This is a genomic window from Paenibacillus sp. J5 (assembly GCF_054955055.1).
Window position 1 is genome coordinate 326,083 of record NZ_JBUEDD010000004.1, and the last position, 19,975, is coordinate 346,057.

Annotated in this window: 22 protein-coding genes and 5 tRNA genes; 20 read left to right on the forward strand and 7 right to left on the reverse strand. The window is 53.1% G+C overall.

From position 1 onward, the window contains the following. The first annotated feature begins 50 nt into the window (after window positions 1-50). Window positions 51-2,354 (forward strand): O-antigen ligase family protein, encoded by a 2,304-nt coding sequence (locus tag ACY1JZ_RS08910; protein ID WP_462628912.1) that lies wholly within the window; start codon window positions 51-53, stop codon window positions 2,352-2,354. 79 nt (window positions 2,355-2,433) lie between these two features. Next, a complete protein-coding gene (locus tag ACY1JZ_RS08915) occupies window positions 2,434-2,796 on the forward strand; it encodes a hypothetical protein (protein WP_270165180.1) in 363 nt (120 codons plus the stop codon). A 128-nt stretch (window positions 2,797-2,924) separates the two neighbouring features. Here ACY1JZ_RS08915 and ACY1JZ_RS08920 read toward each other — a convergent pair whose 3' ends face one another. Together ACY1JZ_RS08920 and ACY1JZ_RS08925 are read right to left on the reverse strand one after the other, a co-directional pair. After that, window positions 2,925-3,236: a dehydrogenase gene (locus ACY1JZ_RS08920; RefSeq protein WP_462628913.1), complete on the reverse strand. Its 312-nt coding sequence runs from the start codon at window positions 3,234-3,236 to the stop codon at window positions 2,925-2,927. 197 nt (window positions 3,237-3,433) lie between these two features. Beyond that, window positions 3,434-3,883 (reverse strand): cupredoxin domain-containing protein, encoded by a 450-nt coding sequence (locus ACY1JZ_RS08925; protein ID WP_462628914.1) that lies wholly within the window; start codon window positions 3,881-3,883, stop codon window positions 3,434-3,436. Window positions 3,884-4,060: 177 nt separating this feature from the next. On the opposite strand from ACY1JZ_RS08925, the gene uptA reads away from it, so the two are divergent. The 6 genes from uptA (at window position 4,061) to ACY1JZ_RS08955 (ending at window position 10,178) form a co-directional block, all read left to right on the forward strand. After that, window positions 4,061-4,669 (forward strand): undecaprenyl phosphate transporter UptA, encoded by a 609-nt coding sequence (uptA, locus tag ACY1JZ_RS08930; RefSeq protein WP_270165174.1) that lies wholly within the window; start codon window positions 4,061-4,063, stop codon window positions 4,667-4,669. Between the two features lie 169 nt (window positions 4,670-4,838). After that, window positions 4,839-5,405: a thioredoxin family protein gene (locus ACY1JZ_RS08935; protein WP_462628915.1), complete on the forward strand. Its 567-nt coding sequence runs from the start codon at window positions 4,839-4,841 to the stop codon at window positions 5,403-5,405. Continuing rightward, window positions 5,405-6,043 carry an MBL fold metallo-hydrolase gene (locus ACY1JZ_RS08940; protein WP_462628916.1) on the forward strand — a complete coding sequence of 213 codons (639 nt, stop codon included), beginning with the start codon at window positions 5,405-5,407 and terminating at the stop codon, window positions 6,041-6,043. The genes ACY1JZ_RS08935 and ACY1JZ_RS08940 overlap by 1 nt, the downstream gene beginning before the upstream one ends. Before the next feature lie 304 nt (window positions 6,044-6,347). Next, complete coding sequence (locus ACY1JZ_RS08945; RefSeq protein ID WP_462629062.1) at window positions 6,348-8,552, forward strand: Tex family protein; 2,205 nt, start codon at window positions 6,348-6,350, stop codon at window positions 8,550-8,552. 276 nt (window positions 8,553-8,828) lie between these two features. Further along, window positions 8,829-9,266, forward strand: coding sequence for an RrF2 family transcriptional regulator (locus tag ACY1JZ_RS08950; protein WP_462628917.1), 438 nt, complete (start codon window positions 8,829-8,831; stop codon window positions 9,264-9,266). A gap of 273 nt (window positions 9,267-9,539) precedes the next feature. Next, window positions 9,540-10,178 (forward strand): nitroreductase family protein, encoded by a 639-nt coding sequence (locus ACY1JZ_RS08955; RefSeq protein ID WP_462628918.1) that lies wholly within the window; start codon window positions 9,540-9,542, stop codon window positions 10,176-10,178. Between the two features lie 147 nt (window positions 10,179-10,325). Here the strand turns inward: ACY1JZ_RS08955 and cmpA are convergent, their stop codons facing one another. Together cmpA and ACY1JZ_RS08965 are read right to left on the reverse strand one after the other, a co-directional pair. After that, window positions 10,326-10,469, reverse strand: coding sequence for a cortex morphogenetic protein CmpA (gene cmpA, locus ACY1JZ_RS08960; RefSeq protein WP_270165165.1), 144 nt, complete (start codon window positions 10,467-10,469; stop codon window positions 10,326-10,328). A 261-nt stretch (window positions 10,470-10,730) separates the two neighbouring features. Next, window positions 10,731-11,093, reverse strand: coding sequence for a hydrolase/acyltransferase (locus ACY1JZ_RS08965; protein ID WP_270165163.1), 363 nt, complete (start codon window positions 11,091-11,093; stop codon window positions 10,731-10,733). Between the two features lie 130 nt (window positions 11,094-11,223). Between ACY1JZ_RS08965 and ACY1JZ_RS08970 the strand changes: the two genes are divergently transcribed. The 8 genes from ACY1JZ_RS08970 to ACY1JZ_RS09005 all read left to right on the forward strand — a co-directional run bounded on the left by ACY1JZ_RS08970 (window position 11,224) and on the right by ACY1JZ_RS09005 (window position 13,408). Further along, the gene (locus ACY1JZ_RS08970) at window positions 11,224-11,700 is read left to right on the forward strand and encodes a SprT family protein (RefSeq protein ID WP_462629064.1); all 477 of its coding nucleotides are present in this window, start codon (window positions 11,224-11,226) and stop codon (window positions 11,698-11,700) included. A gap of 42 nt (window positions 11,701-11,742) precedes the next feature. Further along, window positions 11,743-11,818 (forward strand) — tRNA-Asn (locus ACY1JZ_RS08975). A gap of 5 nt (window positions 11,819-11,823) precedes the next feature. Further along, window positions 11,824-11,915, forward strand: a tRNA-Ser gene (locus tag ACY1JZ_RS08980). Between the two features lie 294 nt (window positions 11,916-12,209). Continuing rightward, window positions 12,210-12,284 (forward strand) — tRNA-Glu (locus tag ACY1JZ_RS08985). Window position 12,285: 1 nt separating this feature from the next. Then, window positions 12,286-12,361 (forward strand) — tRNA-Lys (locus ACY1JZ_RS08990). 46 nt (window positions 12,362-12,407) lie between these two features. Then, window positions 12,408-12,490 (forward strand) — tRNA-Leu (locus ACY1JZ_RS08995). Window positions 12,491-12,696: 206 nt separating this feature from the next. Continuing rightward, a complete protein-coding gene (locus tag ACY1JZ_RS09000) occupies window positions 12,697-13,047 on the forward strand; it encodes a hypothetical protein (protein ID WP_462628919.1) in 351 nt (116 codons plus the stop codon). A 151-nt stretch (window positions 13,048-13,198) separates the two neighbouring features. Continuing rightward, entirely contained in the window at window positions 13,199-13,408 is a 210-nt protein-coding gene (locus ACY1JZ_RS09005; protein WP_462628920.1) for a helix-turn-helix transcriptional regulator, read from the forward strand. 217 nt (window positions 13,409-13,625) lie between these two features. On the opposite strand, the gene ACY1JZ_RS09010 is transcribed toward ACY1JZ_RS09005, so the two are convergent. Both ACY1JZ_RS09010 and ACY1JZ_RS09015 read right to left on the reverse strand, forming a co-directional pair. Beyond that, window positions 13,626-14,075: a NucA/NucB deoxyribonuclease domain-containing protein gene (locus tag ACY1JZ_RS09010; RefSeq protein ID WP_462628921.1), complete on the reverse strand. Its 450-nt coding sequence runs from the start codon at window positions 14,073-14,075 to the stop codon at window positions 13,626-13,628. Window positions 14,076-14,217: 142 nt separating this feature from the next. Next, a complete protein-coding gene (locus tag ACY1JZ_RS09015) occupies window positions 14,218-15,447 on the reverse strand; it encodes an aspartate aminotransferase family protein (RefSeq protein ID WP_462628922.1) in 1,230 nt (409 codons plus the stop codon). Between the two features lie 821 nt (window positions 15,448-16,268). Between ACY1JZ_RS09015 and ACY1JZ_RS09020 the strand changes: the two genes are divergently transcribed. Both ACY1JZ_RS09020 and ACY1JZ_RS09025 read left to right on the forward strand, forming a co-directional pair. Then, on the forward strand, window positions 16,269-16,871 hold the full coding sequence (locus tag ACY1JZ_RS09020; RefSeq protein WP_270165156.1) for a nitroreductase family protein: 603 nt from the start codon (window positions 16,269-16,271) through the stop codon (window positions 16,869-16,871). 191 nt (window positions 16,872-17,062) lie between these two features. Beyond that, on the forward strand, window positions 17,063-17,497 hold the full coding sequence (locus ACY1JZ_RS09025; protein ID WP_462628923.1) for an N-acetyltransferase: 435 nt from the start codon (window positions 17,063-17,065) through the stop codon (window positions 17,495-17,497). Between the two features lie 12 nt (window positions 17,498-17,509). Here ACY1JZ_RS09025 and ACY1JZ_RS09030 read toward each other — a convergent pair whose 3' ends face one another. Continuing rightward, complete coding sequence (locus ACY1JZ_RS09030; RefSeq protein WP_462628924.1) at window positions 17,510-18,397, reverse strand: helix-turn-helix domain-containing protein; 888 nt, start codon at window positions 18,395-18,397, stop codon at window positions 17,510-17,512. 260 nt (window positions 18,398-18,657) lie between these two features. On the opposite strand from ACY1JZ_RS09030, the gene fucU reads away from it, so the two are divergent. Together fucU and ACY1JZ_RS09040 are read left to right on the forward strand one after the other, a co-directional pair. Beyond that, window positions 18,658-19,092 (forward strand): L-fucose mutarotase, encoded by a 435-nt coding sequence (gene fucU, locus ACY1JZ_RS09035; protein ID WP_462628925.1) that lies wholly within the window; start codon window positions 18,658-18,660, stop codon window positions 19,090-19,092. 41 nt (window positions 19,093-19,133) lie between these two features. Then, complete coding sequence (locus ACY1JZ_RS09040; RefSeq protein ID WP_462628926.1) at window positions 19,134-19,967, forward strand: amidohydrolase family protein; 834 nt, start codon at window positions 19,134-19,136, stop codon at window positions 19,965-19,967. The last annotated feature ends 8 nt before the right edge of the window (window positions 19,968-19,975 follow it).

A 19,975-nucleotide genomic window follows, 5' to 3' on the forward strand; every position in this document is an offset into this window, starting at 1 on the left:
TTGGCGCGCGATGTGCTTGCTGCCTTGCTGCCGGTCTGGAGGAAGATAGGATGATTAAAAGCGGAGTTTCCCAAGCTGTCGGCATGCTGCTGCTTGTCGCTCTTCTGGCAGGAGCCTGGAGGGACGGCTTGTACTTCGATGCGGATTATTATGGATTTGCGGCCTCGCTTCAGCTATCCGCAGCGTGCTTGCTCGTCTTCAGCATCGCAACGGGCAGTGTCAGCCCATGGGGCGGAAGGTCTTGTCCACGGCTGCGACGCAGTATTCCGCCATGGGAGAGGCTGCTTGCAGGCTGGCCATTTCTGTTATCCATCGCTTATCTGCTGCATCTGGCTCAAGAGCCGGTATCCATGCAGCATACGATCTCGGAGGCGCTGCGCTGGGCAAGCAGCGGCGCCTGGCTCCTGCTGACCTGCTATGCGGTCTCGTGTAGGGGCGGCAGGCTTGGCCTGCTGCTGGCGCTTCAGCTTACCGGAGGGGCAATCGTCTGGACGGGTCTTGGGAGCTGGCTTGGGTGGCTCCACCTTCCGAAGGCACTGCTAGGCAGTGGCAATGCACAGATCTCTGCGCTTGGGTATCGACTGGCGGGCTTGTTTCAGTACCCGAACATGCTGGCCGTTGTGCTGGGCAGTTTCTTCGTATGGTATCTGCTGCAGCTTGTACGCCCGCTGCCAAGCGGATGGCATGGCAATAGACGCCTCCCAGCGCGACTGCAGGTACTGCTCCCGGCGCTGCTGCTAGCGCCGACACAGGCAGCGCTGCTGCTGACCGAATCGCGCGGCGCCTGGCTCATCACCGCCCTCGGCTGGCTATGCACGCTGCTCGTAATGCGCGGAGGCGAACGCGCTGCCTTGCTGCGTTGCTCAGCGGGCTCGCTGCTCTGCGCGGTGCTGCTCTGCCGCGTGCTGGTGCAGCAGAGCCCCGCTGTGCAGGGGCACGTCGCACCGCCTGCGGTCAGCGCGCTCGTCATTGCGCTGGCGCTGGGTGGCGCCGCGTTGCTGCTGGCACTGCGCCAACCGCTGCGCCAGCAGCCGCGCAGCGGCCGCCGCGTGCTCGCCAGCAGCGCTTGGAGCTGGGGCGCGCTCGCCGCAGTGGTCGGCTCAGCGCTCTGGCTGCTGCCGCAGGCGCTGGGCGGGCGTCTTGGCAGCGGCCAATATGAGACAGCCGGCGCGCGGCGGCTGCTCTATGAGGATGCGCTGCGGCTCTGGCGCGAATCACCGTGGCTAGGCTTCGGCGGCGGTGCCTGGCGTGTGCAGTTCGAGCGCATCCAGCAGCAGCCCTATGTCGGCAGCAGAGTGCACAGCGCTTATCTGGACATCCTGCTCGATCTTGGCGCAGTTGGTCTGGCGCTGCTGGCGGTAGCCCTGCTCCTTAGTCTCATCGCGGTGAGCCGCCGCTCCGCCTTCATCTGGACGCTGCCGCCGCTGGTGCTGTTGGCGCATGGCGCGATCGATTTGGACAATGCCTTCGGCTTCTACTGGATGCTGCTGCTGGCTTATCTCGCCCTGTATATGCTTCCGCAGGAGGCCGCAGGCGGCAGTGGACAAGTCCAATCGCGGGTGAATAATACGCTAATAGTTGAGGAAAGGCCGATAGGCGTGGGCGACCCGGTATGCCTGCCTCCAACTCCAGCCTGCCCATCCCGTGAACGCAAGCGCTCTGAAAGGGAAGCTTGGGATTCCGGGCCGGGTGTCGCTTCTGCTGTGGATGAAGAGGCTGGCGTGCATCGTTCTGGCAGGTGGAGGCGGCTCGCTAAGCGAACGGGTCTGGCCGTGCTGGCGTTAGGGCTGCTCCTGGGCGCGGGGATCGCGCTCCGTCTGCATCTGGCGCAGGCGGCTTATGAGGAGGCCAGCCGTCTGCCGCTCTCGCAGCGGCAGGAGCCGCTGGAGCGCTCCCTGAGGCTGAATCCCTACGAGCAGCAGAGTCGGCTGGCACTCGCGCCGCTGCTTGCGCCGTCTGCCCGCCTTGAGCTGCTTGAGGATGGCCTGCGATACTCGCCACAATCGTCCGACCTGCTATGGGAGCTGGGGATAGGCCATGCGGAATCGGGCGCCTGGGAGCAGGCAGCGCACTACATGGAGCTGGCGTTGCAGCGCGATCGTTATAATAAGGAACGGCAGACGAGGGCTGTTATCGAGATGGAGAAGCTGGCTCGACAGCTCGCCATGGAAGAGAAGCAGCAGGAGTCCGGCTATGCCGCCTCTGCAGCGCTTGCCTTGTATGCGCGCTATGAGCAGCTCGCACGCGAGCTGGCGGAACGTTCACATACTGCCAATGACCGGCGGTTTGAGCTGACGCTACTGGCTCAGCAATATGCGGAATATAGCAGGGGGCTGCTGCAGGGAGCCAAGTAATGCCCATGCGCCATCCGTCCAATCCAAAGCTGCATCCACCGAATAGGATGTATGAAAGCGATAGGGAGGAGAGGGAATCATGGCAGTTGCAAGGGTAAGACCGCCGCTCAAGGATAAGGCGGGAGCCAAGGGAGGCATCCCGCGCCGTGTCAAGCCGATCGCCAAGTCGAACCAGACCGGCCCGACTCTGAGCCGTCTGACGGTGCTGTGGGTGCAAACGAACGGGGTGCCATTTGATACGACGGGATTTTTTGCAAGAATATATAGCGGAGGGACGCTTGTTCAGACGGCTTCCTTTGACCGTTATGGCGTCGTCCGATTCAGCAGCATTCCGACGTTGACCAACCGCAATTTCGTTATTCGTGTATTCAGCTCGGCAGGCGTACAGTTCCGCGAGCGGTCGATTCCTGCGGGCGTAGAGGCCTTTGCGATTATCGGCTAAGGCTTCGCTTGCCCCATAGCAGCCCCATCATCTGACCACACTACCTCACAGACAGCTCCAAAAACCTGCGACAACGCCTGCACTCCAGGCTAATCGCAGGTTTTTCTCTTGTGTGCTCACGCGCCAGGCTACCCTCCGAAGGATTCGCGAAATGCGCTGCACAGCCTGGAGCGGTCAACGCACCATAGCTCGGCAATCTCCTCGCTAACATGCTCATCCCACCAGTCTGCGAGCAGCTTGCGGTTGCTGTGATGCTCGGTAATCCATTGCAGATTGAGCAGCACCTTGCGATAATACAGCGTCTCTGCCTGGTCTGCTTTTTCCTTGGGCACATAGAGCTTCAGCCGCTTGATCGTGCGGTACAGCTCGTTGCTGCAGGCGCGGCGAATGTTGCGGGCCGTCGGGTAGTGCGGCTTGTGCTTTTCATTTGATGGCTTCATGGCACTTCCTCCTTCTCCTTCTCCTTCTGAACACATCATATGCGCATAGGCGGACCCTGGACACCAACAGAAGTGTTGGGAAGCACAGGAGCTAGAGGGCATCCGCGACACAGCGGACAGCGGCAAACAGCCGAAGTTGACAGAGGGAAAAAGAAAGAGCCCAAACGCTGCACCGGCAGCCGGACTCTTGGAGAGGGTTACTGTACGACGAGATAGCCGATCATCGGCCCGCCGTTCTTGAGCTCTGTATGGGTAAGGCACACAATCGGATAGGTGCCCGGCTGGTCGGCGGTGAAACGCACGGTAGTAATCTTGCCCTTACGCACCTCGCCTTGAATATTCAGCCCTTCAATGACGAACGGATGTATCTTGCCGTTCACGCCGGTGATGTTGAGCTGCACTGGCTGTCCTCTGCGGATATAGAGTGTACCTGGGTCGAATCGATAGACCTCCAGTTCTTCTCCGCTCTCTGTTGTCGTCTTGAATTCTCCGGTGACGAGGTGAAAGACTTGCTCGCTTGGCATCGTACCGGATGCCGGGCTATCCTTACTGCTCCAGAGCAGGTAGCCCGTTGCCAGCAGAACCGTGAGCGAGATCAGGCCAACGGCTCGAAGTTGTCTTTTGCTAACAATCCATATCTTGGACATCATACTCCCTCCACGTAATGGTGTGGCGCTCTTCTTCAGGCTCTAAGAGCTTGGTTTGATTATATGCTTAGGCTTGTCAAGGCATGACTCTTGTAGAACGATGCTCTGTGTATATGATAAAATAGATGAGGAGTTGCAGGAGAAGCTAAAGGAGAGAGAAGGTGGAGAGCGGAAGTGATGGACTGGATATCAGATGTATTACATAGTTTGTTGTTGTGGGTGGAGAGTCTGGGAGCGTTCGGAATCTTTCTGGGACTGATGCTGGAGGTTATTCCGAGCGAGATCGTGCTGGCCTACGGAGGCTACCTCGTCTCTCAGGGCAATGTATCGTTTGTGATGGCGATTGTATTCGGCACACTTGGAGCGATAGGACAGAACTGGGTGCTCTACGCCATCGGCAGATTCGGTGGAAGGCCTATTGTGGACAAGTATGGCAAGTACTTGAAGATTAAGCAAAAGCATGTCGATGTGGCTGAGGGATGGTTCAAAAAGTATGGCGCAGGCATTGTGTTTACCGCTCGCTTCGTGCCGGTTATGCGCCAGGTAATCTCGATCCCCGCTGGCATGGCAAGAATGAACTTCGGGTTGTTTACACTGCTGACAGCGCTCGCTTCGCTCCCATGGTCAATTATGTTCGTCTATTTGGGGATGCAACTGGGCGACCGCTGGGAACAGATTGATGAGGTGGCTGGGCCATACATTAAGCCTTTTGTTATTGTCGCGCTTGCGCTTGCTATCCTCTATTTCCTCATTAAATATTTGCGTAGCCGCAGCAAAACAATCTAATACTTACAAATCATGTGTTTTTGTTGGCATCTGTTTTTATATGGTACAATAAGGAGATTCAAGTTGACTTCAGTTATTTTACCTTCTGGCTCTGTCGACCGGACCAGCCCATTGGGCATGGCGAGCGAGGCGAAGAAGGAGACTACATATTGATCAAGGAGAGAAGCGTATGAGCAAGCAGGTTGCGAATAAATTAAACAAAGGCATCAGCCCCAAGCAGTTTATGGATACGATGGTGCGCAATAAGGATACTTTTGTTTCGCTCTATGACGAATTTGCATGGCCTAACGAGGAGGAGAAGGCTTTTTTTGAGTCGCTGAATAACCGCGATGATCTGCGCTGCCTCATTCTGATGGCCGAATGGTGCGGGGATGTCGTCAAGAACATCCCGGTTGTATTCCGCGCGCTGGAGATTAGCGGCGTGCCGACCGAGGTGCTGATCAAGGAAGAGCATCAGGATACGATGGAGCAATTTTTGACGATGGGCGGAGAGGCCGTGCCGATCGTCATCTTCGCTGATACGGGCGGTTATGTACTGGGACAGTGGGGGCCGCGTCCAGCCCATGTTCAGGAGGCGATGACAGCGTTCAAGCTGGCAAACCCGGATCGCGCTGCGGCGGATTATCAGGAGAAGCTGGCGGAGGCGCGCCAGGAGATGGGTCGCCGTTATGGCGAAGGCACGGGGTATCAGGCAGTTATTCTGAAAGAGCTGCGAGAGCTTATCTCGTCATTCTGATGAGAATCGATGCATTTGCACTAGGGCCGCTGCAGACCAATGCCTATCTGATCTCTACCGAGCCGGATCGGAAGGCGATTATTATTGATCCCGGCATGATGCCGGCGCGATTGCTTGCCAAGGTACAGGAGCTGCAACTGCAAGTAGAGGCCATCCTGCTTACGCATGCCCACTTCGATCATATGGGCGGTGTGGAGGAGGTTCGCAAGGCCTGCGGATGTCCTGTCTATGTTCATGATCTGGAGGCGGATTGGCTGACCGATGCGAGGAAGAATGGTTCGATGCGCTGGAGCGAGATGACGGAACCGCTGACGACAGACCCGGCCGAGTATTCGCTCGATGAAGGGCAACTGCTGAAGCTGATCGGACTGGAATTCCGCGTCTATCATACACCAGGACATTCTCCGGGCAGTGTTAGCTTCTTGTGCGGGGAGCATCTGTTCTCCGGCGATGTGCTGTTCAGGCAATCTGTCGGTCGTACCGATCTGCCGGGGGGCAAGGAGCGCGACCTGTTTGATTCCATCCGTGGGAAGCTCTATACGTTTGCGCCGCACACGAGGGTGTACCCGGGCCATGGTCCGCAAACAACGATCGGCTACGAGATGGAGAACAATCCCTACGTTCCCGCCATCAGGTAAGCTTGGCATTAGCTCAAGCTGATGCTTGCGGCGGTCTATGAGGCGGGTAGCCTGTGTTGTAGCGGACGGATTCAAACGATAGAGGCCGCGGAGCCGTCACACGGACAAGCCGGACTTGTGCGGGTGGCGGCTTTTTGTATCCTTTTTTGAAGGGAATGATGAAGCGAAGCGGGGCTTGCCTGATCAAGGAAGGCGGCAGTCGTTGAAGCTTCTGTAGACTATACCTATGCGATACCATATTGAAGGAGGCGTACTTCATTTGACAACAGCCAAATCAGTCGAGGAGCTGCACGAGAGCGGCAAGCTGGCAGAGCTGACACCAGAGGAGCTTAGCGCTCGCAGGGTGCGGACGGAGAAGCAGATTGCATCAGAGCTTGGCATTCCTGCAAGCAAGGTGAAGGCCGCTGTCGCGCTCCTGGTAGAGGGGAACACGATCCCGTTCATTGCCCGTTACCGTAAGGAGATGACGGGGGAGCTGGATGAGAATCAGTTGCGTGCCATAGAGGAGCGGCTGAACTATCTGAATGCGCTGGAGGATCGCAAGCGCGAGGTGCTGCGTCTGATCGGAGAGCAGGGCAAACTTAGCGAGCAATTGATGACTGCTATCGAGCAAGCGGTCAAGCTGCAAGAGGTGGAGGATCTGTATCGTCCGTATCGCCAGAAGCGCAAGACACGGGCGAGTGTGGCCAGAGAGCGAGGACTACAGCCGCTTGCAGACTGGCTGTTCGCTCAGCCGAAGCAGGGTGATCCGTTAGCGGAAGCGGCAAGGTATGTCGATGAAGCGAAGGGGGTGCCTGGAGCGGAGGAGGTGCTGCAAGGAGCGATGGATATTATCGCAGAGCAGATCGCTGATGATGCTTCGATCCGTGCGTGGGTGCGTTCTCACACGAAGGAGCACGGAACGCTCCGTACCGAAGCGCGGGACGCGCAGGCAGAATCGGTCTACGAGATGTATTACACCTACCAGGAGCCTGTGCGACGGCTGCCCCCTCACCGGGTGCTGGCGATCAATCGCGGCGAGCGTGAGGACGTGCTGCGGGTAACGTTGGAAGTGGAGGCTGCACGCATCCACGACTATATGAATCGCCGTATTGTACGCAAGCATACGGCCCCCGCGATCGTTGAGGTGCTGACAACGGTTATTCAGGATGCGTACAAGCGTCTGCTCGCTCCTTCGATCGAGCGCGAGGTGCGAGGCGAATTGACGGAGAAGGCGGAGGAGCATGCGATCTCGATCTTCTCCGCCAATCTTCGCAATCTGCTGCTGCAGCCCCCTATTCTTGGTCATGTGGTGCTCGGAGTCGATCCGGCATACCGGACAGGCTGCAAGCTGGCTGTGGTGGATGATACAGGCAAGCTGCTGGAGGTATCGGTTGTCTATCCGACGCCGCCTAACAATAAGGTCGAGCAGGCGAGCCGGGTCATTAATGAGCTGATCGACAAATACGAGGTAGAGCTGATCGTCATCGGCAATGGCACAGCCTCGCGTGAGACCGAGCAGTTCATTGCCGGCCTGATCAGCGGACGCAAGGGCAAGGGCGGCCGTGGGGGCGAGTTGAAATATATCATCGTCAATGAGGCAGGAGCGAGCGTCTATTCGGCTTCCAAGCTGGCGCAGGAGGAATTCCCGCAGCTCGACGTTGCCGAGCGCAGCGCTGTATCGATTGCACGGAGGCTGCAAGACCCGCTGGCTGAGCTGGTGAAGATCGAGCCGAAGGCGATCGGCGTCGGCCAGTATCAGCATGATGTCAGCCAGAAGCGCCTGGACGAGACGCTTGGCGGTGTCGTAGAGTCGGCGGTCAACCACGTCGGGGTTGATGTGAATACAGCGTCCCCCTCTCTACTATCGTATGTTGCGGGAGTGAATGCCACGATCGCTAGAAATATCGTTAAGTTCCGCGAGGAGCATGGCAAGTTCAACGACCGCAAGCAGTTGCAGAAGGTGCCGCGGCTAGGGGCAAAATCGTATGAGCAATGTATTGGATTTTTGAGAGTTCCAGGAAGCGCTAATCCGCTTGATCGCACGCCAATTCATCCAGAGTCATACAAGGTGGTTGACCAATTGTTCAATCAGTTGGGTCTAAAGCTGGCGCAGCTTGGCACTCCTGAGGCAACTGAGAAGTTGCGCCAGGTGAATCCGCAGGAGCTGGCGTCTCAACTTGGGGTTGGAGTGCCGACCCTTCGAGATATTATCGACAGCTTATTGCGTCCCGGCCGCGATCCGCGGGAGGAGCTGCCGCCGCCGATCTTCCATACGGATGTCCTGCAGATGGAGGATTTGCAGCCAGGCATGGAGCTGCAGGGCACGGTGCGCAATGTGATTGATTTTGGCGCTTTTATCGATATTGGCATTAAAAATGACGGGCTGGTGCATATCTCGCAGTTGAGCGACCGATATGTCAAGCATCCGATGGATGTCGTCTCTGTCGGAGATAACGTCACCGTCTGGGTGCTTGGCGTGGATCTCAAGAAAGGCCGTGTCAGTCTCACCATGCGCAAGCCGGATTAAGACGTTCTTCTTACCATCTGCTCCCTTCGGAGCTTGAAGACACAACCTTAGTGTGTTCCTCATGAATAGGCAAATCAAGGAAGCTGGGGGCTACGCGGCACTGGCTTCCTTGACCTGTCTTACTGATGAAGACGTGTCAATCCGCCTGCTTCTTGGCTGTAACGAGCAGGAGCTTGCTGAAGGGGCGTAGTGATGCGGAGGGTTGCCCGATTCAGGCGAATCGGCTACACTTATTACAAGTGTCAGACTAGTGGCACGGCAAGGGGGGCATCATAGATGAAATCAGAAAAATGCAGCAGCGCTCTGAATCACAAATGGTTTGGTTTGTCGCTCCAGGCGTTGGTTGTCCTGGCCCAGAACTGCTCTACCTGCTCCAGTGCGACGATCGCAGAGAAGCTTCATTCGGAGCCGACTATTCTGCGCCGCATCTTGGCAAAGCTGGCGAAGGAGAATATTCTGGAGACAAGAGAGGGCCGGGAAGGCGGATATAGACTGAAGAAGCCTGCCGACCAGATTACGTTGGCAGAGATATACCGTTCGCTGCAGGTGGGCGAGCCGCTATGCAGTGGCATGGTGGACACGACAGGTCTGCACCCGTTCGGCTTACAGATGAAGGCGGCTTTCTCGGAGATTGCTGATGACATTGACAAGCAGGTGGTGCAGGTGCTGAAGCGGCATACTTTGGCTGATTTGGCAGATCGTATATCGCTATGAGCAGCCAGTTGACAACATTCAAATTACGCCGTATACTGTGCAATGTAAGCAACAGTTGTTAGCAACTTTTCAATCTGGGTGCTATATTTTTTTAGTATAACTGTGCTATTTCTGGCACAGAAAGCCGAGCTCTGACAGTCATGGCAAGCTTGTATAATGGGAGTGCCCAGGGCAAGCTAAGACCAGATAAGAGGATAGGAGAGAAGAAGGCTACCCGATAGCTGCTGCTATGGATTGGTGCCTATATAATCTACATGGAGAGGAAGATGTATTATGAGTAACGAACTTCAAGTGAAAGCAGACTTTTTCGAGGTCCTCCACGACCGCCATTCTGTTCGCAGCTACGACCCGTCATTCAAGATGACAGATGAGGAGATTCACAGCCTGCTGGAGGACGCGATCACGGCGCCATCCTCGTCCAATTTGCAGCCTTGGCGTTTTCTGGTCATTAAGGATCAGGAGACGAAGGAGCAGCTATTGCCGATCGCTATGAATCAGCAGCAAGTTGTGGAAGCATCGGCCGTCATTGCCGTACTGGCTGATGTGGATGGATATAAGCAAGCCGAGCTGATCTATGGCCGTACTGTAGAGCAGGGCTTCATGCCGGAGAGCGTGCTGACAGGCTATGTAGCGCGTCTGAAAACCATCTATGGAGAGAAGCCGGAGTTGTACCGCGATACAGCACTTATTGACGCTGGCCTCATCTCCATGCAACTGATGCTGGCTGCCAAAGCAAGAGGGCTGGACACTGTGCCTATGGGAGGCTATGATGCCGCGAAATTTATCGAGGCGTTCAAGGTGCCATCCAATCTGGCTCCGGTCATGCTGATTGCAGTGGGCAAGGCAGCCAAGGAAGCGCGCAAGTCGCTCAGGCTGTCTGTTGATGAAGTCACCACTTGGAAAACATTTTAATCTAGACACACATCGCTAACCGTCTACAGCAAGCCAGAATGATCATAGCATGACGGACTAAAGCCTATACCTGACGGTTGCCCTTGCTCATCAGCAAGAAGCAACGCGGGTATAGGCTTTTCATTACTACGTGAATGAGGCTGTGCTCTAGGGTAGCAGACTTGCTGAACTGTGCTTGCCTGCCTCCGATCGGTTACGATAGAAGAACCAGCAGTCGTTGAGCAGTCGAATTTGCCGGCGGTCTTTCTTGCTGTAGGCTCGCATGAGCTGATTGCAAAGCCATTGAGGCATACGAATCGCCCTCCCCGGAATCAATGATCTTCTTAATCATATGGAGGAGGGCAGTTATCCGTGCAGGTCCGTAGCAAATAGCAGAGCGGATCAGAAACCTAGGTCGTGTCTGAAAACCCGTTCAAGGGCATCTCTCCCCGCCTTTTCGCCCCATGCTGCGTTGCTTTTTCTTGACGTACCCCCGGTACGCCTGCGAAAAAGCGCCTTGCCTGGAACGAAAATTCGGCCAGATCTGTTCCGTTCAGAGTTTTCAGACACGCCCTAGGCGAGCTCCTCCGCTTCTTCCTCGTACCATTGCTCTAGCTGCGCCTGCAGTGCGCGAATCTCTGTGAGCAAGGAAACGAGCGGGTAGGAACCCTCACGAATGGAGGCGAACTCTTGCTCCAGCTTGTTAATGTAATCCAGCCCGCCAACAACAGAGATGGCAGGGTCATGAATCTCGATGTCCGAGCACTCGGCAGCGGCATAGGGAAGCTGTGGAATATGATCTGCAGTGAGCTTGTCTATTTCTTTATGGAGTCTCAAGTTCAGCGCGCTAAGCTGGTATGCATGGGATTGAGGCATCTCAACAAAAAACAATCCCTGCTGTTCACTCTTCATAAGGATATAACGCATCGTCGGCATAACAATAATGACTCCCCTCTGGTAATCGTTCTAAGGCGTTTGGTTAAAACTCCGCAGGAAGCAGATGTTGCTCACTTGACAGTTTAGCGCAAAAAGCTTTATAAATTCAAGTAGTTGGGGGAGATTAATGATGGATAATGAAGCATTGCAGCGCTGGGTGGAACGAGTATCAACTGAGGCGTTCGGCCTTGCTTTCAAGCATAAGGCAACATTTAACGCGCGGCTGAGGACGACAGGCGGACGGTACTTTACGAAATCGCATCATATCGAGATAAACCCGCATCAATTGGCAAGCTTCGGTGTTGAGGAGACCGAGAAGATCATTAAGCATGAGCTATGTCATTATCATCTTCATCTTCAAGGGAGAGGGTATCAGCATCGCGATCAGGAATTCAAGGAGCTGCTTGCCCATGTGGGCGGCTCCCGTTACTGTCAATCCCTGCCTGGAACCGCGACGGAGCGGCGGCGCTTGCCATACCGGTATATGCTGATCTGCAAGGCATGCGGACAGCAATACAAGCGCAAACGCAAGACTGACCCTCGCAAGTACGCATGCGGTCGCTGCCGCGGCAAATTATTATTGAAGGAGCTTGACAGTGCAGAATAGGCATGGTATATTATTACTTGTCGCAAGAAATATTAGTTACGTTCCCTGATAGCTCAGTTGGTAGAGCACTCGGCTGTTAACCGAGTTGTCACAGGTTCGAGTCCTGTTCGGGGAGCCATTCATGGAGAGATACCCAAGTGGCTCAAGGGGACCCTCTGCTAAGGGGTTAGACTGCGTTAAGCGGTGCGAGGGTTCGAATCCCTCTCTCTCCGCCATGCGACTTACGAAACGGATGGTCCGTTGGACGGTCCTTTTTCTTTGCCTGGTTTGTGTCGTAAATCGTCGTATCATGATGTATGGCGTGGTCATAAGCTTCTATAATGTATAATGACATGGATAATGTGGCAATATGTATTATGTTGATAATGATCAAAAAAAAGGCTTGTCAAACTTCTCAGAATATGATAATATAATTTCTGTTGTGAGTTTGGGTGAGATGAATTGAAGCTCTCTAACTGAGAATAGCATTGGTCTCGTAGGTCGAACTTATACATCATTGTTATGGATATGGCCCGTTGGTCAAGGGGTTAAGACACCTCCCTTTCACGGAGGTAACAGGGGTTCGAATCCCCTACGGGTCACCATGAGCCATTAGCTCAGTTGGTAGAGCACCTGACTTTTAATCAGGGTGTCGAAGGTTCGAGTCCTTCATGGCTCACCATTGCTTTTCCTCAAAGTAATGGGTAGTGGTAAGGTTTATATAATGCGCGGTCGTGGTGGAATGGCAGACACGCTATCTTGAGGGGGTAGTGGGTGTATACCCGTGGAGGTTCGAGTCCTCTCGACCGCATACATAACGCCAAAGAGCGAAGATTCTTGTCTATCAAGGGTTTTCGCTTTTTTTATTGTTGAACTGTCGCACTTAACTTGAATTCGTCGTGAAAAAAACTTGACGCCAGGTTTAATGATGACATATAATTTAAGTAACAGATCCCGCCCGCGCCTCTTAACAATGCGAAACTGGGCGGGCCATTTTATTTTCAGGAGTGGGATAATATGGTTGATAATGATTCCATATATTTAAAACCTCCTGCAACCTATGCAGAAATGATTTCTAGACTCAAAAGTCGCGGTTTAATTGTACATGATGAAGATAAAGCCATTGAGTTATTGAAGAGAATTGCACTGGACATTAGATCAAATAGTATATACGGAGCCGTTTTCATTATGAAATATCTTGTTCAAGATAAAACGATATGGAATAATTGGGTGACGGAGTTGAATGCACTATTTGATCGCTATGCTCATATATGTGATATAGGTCGTTTGGGATTTTACCAAGACTGGGAAGTTCATTTACGTTCCGTACCTACAGATATTATACTTGATGCAACCAAGCATACATAACGCCAAAGAGCGAAGATTCTTGTCTATCAAGGGTTTTCGCTTTTTTTATTATGTGTCAGATTCATCTTCGGTATTTTGCGAAAAGTTCTTATATTTCATCAAAGGATTCGACAAGACGCCTTGGCGAAGTAATGGTCGAGGTGATGAAGCGATGGCGCATAAAGTTGAGTGCAGGCTTAAAGAAATATTGAGCGATAGAGGAATGAAGCAGAGATGGCTTGCTGAGCAGGTTGGTGTGTCAACCTCAGAGATGAGTCAGATCGTGAGGGGAGAGAGTGAGCCGACATTGGTGACCGCTCTCAAAATCAGCACGACGCTGGATCTGATTGCCAATGAAATCTGGACGTTACCTGAAGGATAGCGTTGTATCCATCTAACCATCTAACCAGACGAGCTCCCCGTGAATGCTGCCTGTGACTATAGTGCCGATCCTCCTACATGCGGGGATCGGCATCTAGCACTACTTCGCGAACACTGGGCCTTAGAGTCCGCACCAACACATCATGCTCTAGTAGCTGTATGTAGTGCAGGGTTAAAGATTGTCACTCACGCTAGATCCCGCCTGACAACGCCAGTCCTCAATCTGCGACGACCTCAAAATAAACTCTTGTCCCGTTCTCATACGACTCCAGCTTATTGCCTACCCATGAGCCTGCGCCGCGATTATCGGATGGGCTGATGTACTCAATGTCAGCTCCGTCTCCGCCTTCCGCACACATCGCCATCGGCCATTCATCGCGATCATAGCCTTTCTTGGTCGGTACCCCCTGCAATGAGCGCTTGCGGTTCTCCTCCGCGCCTTCACGGTCAATGGTGCAGATGGCTGAGTGTCCCTGCTTGATGGCATTGGAGATATGGGATGCAGTCTCTGGAAAACGGTCCGATGGGAAGTCCAGCCTGACATCATAGCTCTGCTGGTCACCCTCATGATAAACAGGTGTCGGCGTCTCCCAGTCTGACCAAGTGGTGACTCCCAGATATACCGATGCGGCAGCGACGATAACCCATATCAGCTTCTTGAACTGCAAATTACCACTCCTAAACATGATGTAATGACATAAGAACGTATGTTTTCATTATATCACGTCAGGCGAGTAGTGACAAATCTAACCATCAGCCTGGAACGCCATTTCAGGTCGTTCCGTTTGCTGATGGCGATCTACATTGATTCTATTGTGCCGCTGCTTGCTGCTCGCGATATAGGGCTTCCCAGCACTCCGCCAGCAGCTTCAGCATCTTATCCACGTCTGCTGTTGTTACGATCAGAGCCGGCATCAGACGAATGACGGACGGGGAGGGAGAATTAATAATCAGCCCTATATCCAGGCAACGCTTCACTAGCTCTGCTCCACAAGGAAGGGGAAGGTTGAAGGCAACGAGCAGCCCCCTCCCGCGCACCTGGCTCCAACCTAGCGCTTCTCCTGTCTCCTGTAGCCGTCTCTGCAAATAGTCGCCCTGAATTCGGGCGTTGTCAGCAAGTCTGCTCTGTATTACCTCTTGCACAACCGCTTGACCAACGGCCATGGCAAGCGGCTGACCGCAATAGGTGCCGCCCTGATCACCTGGCTCGAACAGGTCGAAGCTCTCCTTGGTCAGCATGGCCGAGAGTGGAAATCCGCCGCCGATTCCTTTGGCCAATGTCATAATGTCAGGCTCAATACCGTAGTGCTCATAAGCGAACATGGTGCCGGTTCTGCCTATCCCAGTTTGCACTTCATCCACAATGAGCAGCAGGCCATAAATATCGCATGCCTTGCGAATGGCATATAAGTAGCTTTCATCGACTATATTTACACCGCCTTCACCTTGTACCAGCTCAAGCATGATGGCACAGGTACGGTCGCTAATGGCTGCAAAGCAGGCATCCAAATCATTTAACGGCACATGGCAAAAGCCCGGCACCTTCGGTTCATACAGCGCATCCCATTGAGATTTTCCGGTTGCCGACATGGTAGCTAGCGTTCGGCCATGAAAGCTGTTGGTCATCGTAATAATCTCGTGTGCTCCGCCCAGCTTCGCAGCGCCGTATTTGCGAGCCAGCTTGATGGCCGCTTCATTCGCCTCCGCGCCGCTGCTGGCGAAAAACACCTTGTCAAAGCAAGAAATATCGGTAAGCAGCTTGGCGAATTGCAGCATCGGTTCATTATAAAACGAAGGGCTGGCATGAATCAGCTTGGCTGACTGCTGATCGAGCACATCCCGAATGACGGCAGGGGCATGCCCCAGGCTCGTTACCGCCCAACCGCCCGAAAAATCCAGATAGACTCTGTCTTCTGTATCCCACATATACATGCCTGCCCCGCGATCCATGATTAGCTCCGGGCGATTGGTCGTGAATAGGAGCCGGTCTGAAGCTTCTGCGATCCACTCTGTTCCTTTGCACTGCGTTATTTGAGACATAAGAGCAACCTCCTGCCATTCATAATGTATAAATATACATCTTATCTAATTAAAATACAACTACAATTTTGATAACCCACGTTCTACCCGCAGATTTGTTATTCCATTCACGCTCTGATTGCTGTAGCCAATGCTCAAATCATGTTAGTGAAGAAGAGTCCATGGAAAGGAAGAGCGGTACATTATGATTCGTGACTGGAGTCGTCAAGCGTAGTCGTTATTAGGGAGGTTATACTATATGTATATGTAACATGTATAAGTTATCTATGTCATCGGCACAAGAAACGTATGTCCATAGGGTCTGTTGCCCTTCTTCTTCTAGTTGAACTATGACCGGAGGGGCTGGGCACAGTCGGGTGGTGTCCGTGGTCAGTCGAATCAGACGCAGCAGCTTTGCGGCTCATGAGGTCAGGCAGCGCTTTCTCAATAAGGTGATGAGGAAGCTCCCTTATTTCGATCTGGATTTTCTCAGAATGCTTCGACTCTACAAGAGACTTGCTTGTTTTCATCGTTCAAAAATCCTCCCCATTGTATAAAATTTCTATCTTATTGTTGCATATTAGTTTGAGAAAAACTGTAATCCAAGTTACATTCTTGCTTTTGTTTCGGTAGCTTGTTCAAGCCGGCTGTACCGCTGTCGGATAAAAAACATCTAGGGTTGCAATCAGGAGAAAAAAGCTTTATACTAAAAAAGTAATAAACATATTTATTTTATGTTACTTGTTTTAATATAGTTAGTTGCATTCGCCTCGGTTGTAAAACACAGTACAATTGGGTATCTTTTATGTAGGCAGACAATTTACAGAGATGGAGTGATGAAGATGAGCAGTTCCAACTTTCTGGAAGCCATTCAAAAAAGACGGAGTATTTATGGTATTAGCAAGGATTCGGTTGTTAGCAATGAGAGAATCGAAGAAATTATTGGGCAAGCAATTCTACATACGCCGTCCGCTTTTAATTCGCAGAGCGCTCGCGTAGTTGTGCTGTTAGGGGAGCAGAGTGACAAGTTCTGGCACCTGACAACCGAAACATTGCGCAAGATTGTTCCAGCGGACAGCTTCGACCAGACCGAGCAAAAAATGAAGGCCTTTGGCGCAGGGTATGGTACGGTATTATTCTTTGAGGATCAGAGCGTTGTTCAAGGGCTGCAGGAGCAGTTCGCAGCGTACAGCGACAATTTCCCGATCTGGTCCAATCAATCCTCCGCCATGCTGCAATTCGTAGTATGGACAGCTCTGGCACAGGAAGGCATCGGAGCTACATTGCAGCACTATAACCCGCTCGTAGACGAGGCCGTCAAGCAGGAGTGGAATATCCCCGGTGATTGGAAGCTCATCGCTCAGATGCCATTCGGCAAAATCGCCGCTGAGCCGGGCGAGAAAGCATATCAGCCGCTTGAAGGTCGTCTGAAGGTCATTAAATAAGTTATAGGCAACAGAACACTTAACAGGCCATTCCGCCTCCACTGCACAGTGATGAGGGGAATGGCCTTTTAGTATAGAGGAGCTCCTTTTGCACAGCCTTCCTACATATGGTATCCTAGTCAGATATGCAATCCTACTGGTGAGCATTCCAGATTGTTAATGCGTTAGCGTATAGGAGAAGGAGGATGACCATGATAAGACCATTTACAGCGGCTGATGCGCAGCAAGCTGTAAGCATCTGGCTGGCGGGGTCGCTGCAGGCGCATCATTTTATTGAACGTGAGTATTGGGAGAGTCAGCAGGAGGCGATGGCTGAACGTTATCTGCCATCTGCACAAACCTATGTCTTGGAGGAGCAGGGGAAACTGCTCGGCTTTGTATCCCTTATGGATGATTACTTGGCGGCGATCTTCGTTGATCCAACCGAGCAGCAGCGAGGTCTGGGTCAGCGTCTTCTGAATTACGCCAAAGAGCTGCGAAGCCAATTGCAGCTCAAGGTATATACAGCCAATGAACCCGCTGTCCGCTTTTACCAAAAGCATGGCTTCTCGATTGTGGAGGAGACGCGGGACGAGGCGACAGGAGCTTCTGAATGGGTGATGCATTGGAGCAGAGAGCACAACTAGCAGTTAGCTGGCTTAGGATTGGCGTTTTGCCATTTCGGCCAGCTTTTGTTTTTTGTAGGCTGCGGGGGCGCAGCCTGCTATCTTTTTGAAAGTACGGTGAAAGTGAGTCATACTCTCAAAGCCGCATTGCTCGGCGATTGTGCTTAGCTTGCCATCGCTCTCAAACAACAGCTCCTTCGCTTTAATAATACGCTTGGCTGCGATATAGTCGGTGACCGTCATCCCGGTCAGCTCCTTAAACACCCGACTGAAATGAGCGCCTGTCACACAGGCGCGCTGAGCCAGCAGGGAGAGACTCAGCGGCGTATGGAGCTGCTGATCAATGTGCAGCAAAATCTGTTTCATCCATGCTGGAGCGTTAACGGTATTGGCGGTCTGACGCGTATGCTCTGTGAAGCTGTTGCGGTGCAGTTGGATCAGCAACAACTGTACGTTTAGCACAATGGCATGTCTTGCCCCAGGACGTCCGACGGTCAACTCGTCATGAATCTCGTCGAGCAGCCGAGCGGTATAAGCTCTGTCGGTCTCTGGCAGTTGACAGCGAAATTGCTTGTGCAGCTTGCCTTGTTCAAAAGGCGTCATGTAGGTGAAGGCTTCACCATAGGAGGCCTGGCTGACAAGCACCGGACTGAAAAATACAGCCGTCGAGGTCACCGGCTCCTCCTGGTCAGGAAAGGCCTGATGAATGACATTGCCGGGGATAGCGAACAGGTCGCCTTCTCGCATATCATGAAAGGTTTGATCAATAAAAAATACACCCTTGCCGCTATGAACGTATACCAGCTCATACCATTCATGCAGATGGTCAGGAAGCTCGGTCTGCGGATTTTTCCGATCCTTGTAGACCATCGCAAAGGGGAAGGCCTCCTCGAATTCAAACCTCCGTCGCATGGGCCCCATCCTGGCTCCTCCTTTCAACTATTCTTCTGCCATGAACAGAATTTCTGATTTGACATGGTGCCGTCTTTCCCGCTCAAAAAGAGCAGCGCTTACGGTTATTGTTACGGTCAGTGTAGCGTATTGGGTACAGAACTGCAATAATGAGATTTCGTCCGTGAATATCAAAATACGGTATAAATTCGCAAAAATCTACTATTTTATTATCCCCGCTTGTTGTTAAAATGGAATTAGATTGTAATGTAGAGAGGATGAGCATACGCATGTTGATCGGAATTCCGAAGCTGATCTCACCCGAGCTGTTAAAGGTGCTGATGGAGATGGGGCATGGGGATGAGCTCGTGCTGTCTGATGGCAACTTCCCCGCGGCCAGTCATGCCAGAGTTCTCATTCGTTGTGATGGGCATGGAATACCGGAGCTGCTGGAGGCCATCCTGCAGTTGTTCCCGCTGGATCAATATGTGGAACGGCCGCTCGCATTAATGGATGTCGTCGTTGGCGATCAGGTGGACACGCCGATTTGGAAGCGATACCAGCAGATTGTTTTGCAGCGTACAGGCCAGGAGGCTCGAATAGAGCTGCTGGAGCGGTTTGAGTTCTATAAGCGGGCGAAACAGGCGTATGCCATCGTCGCGACGGGAGAAAGCGCACAATATGCCAACATTATTTTGAAAAAAGGGGTCATCACCGCCCAATAGCCCAGTGGAGGGCTGTCGCCTGAAACATAAGGAGGTCTATAATGCGAGTTGACGCACACCAGCATTACTGGCAAATTAACAGGGGTGATTATGGATGGATTACCCCGGAGCTGCCAACCCTGTACCGAGATTACCTGCCTCAGCATCTAGAGCCTAGCCTAAGCAAGCATCGCTTCGACAAGACGATTGTTGTGCAGGCGGCACAGATGATCGAGGAGACGGAGTTTTTGCTGGAGCTATCCGAACGCGAGCCTTCGATTGCCGGTGTTGTCGGCTGGCTTGATCTGCATGATCCCAGCTGGCAGGAGCATTACGAGCGGCTCAGCCGGCATCCGAAATGGATTGGATTTCGGATCATGATTCAGGAGATGGAGGATGCGAGTTCTATTTTGCAGCCGCAGTTTGTGGAAGCGGTTCGCTTCGCAGCCGAGCAGGATATGCCAGTCGATCTGCTCGTAAAGTCGCATCAGTTGGCGCCGCTTGTCCGACTGCTGGAGCTGGTGCCGGGGCTGCGGGGCGTCATCGATCATATCGCCAAGCCGCGGATTGCAGAGCGCGAGCTGCATCCTTGGCAAGAGCAGATGGCGGAGATCGCAGCGAATCCCAAGCTGTACTGCAAGCTGTCGGGGATGGTGACAGAGGCGGATCACTTCAATTGGAAGCCGGAGGCGTTCACCGAATATATCCGCTATGTTGCCGAACTGTTCGGGCCTCAGCGCTGCATGTTCGGCAGCGATTGGCCGGTATGTCTGCTCGCCGCAGAGTATGACCAAGTGGTGGAGCTGCTGGAGCGCTCGCTGCCTGGAGATTGGAGCGAGGCAGAGCGGCAGCGGCTGTACGGAGGCACGGCGGCGGAATTTTACAAATTAGCTTAACCATATCT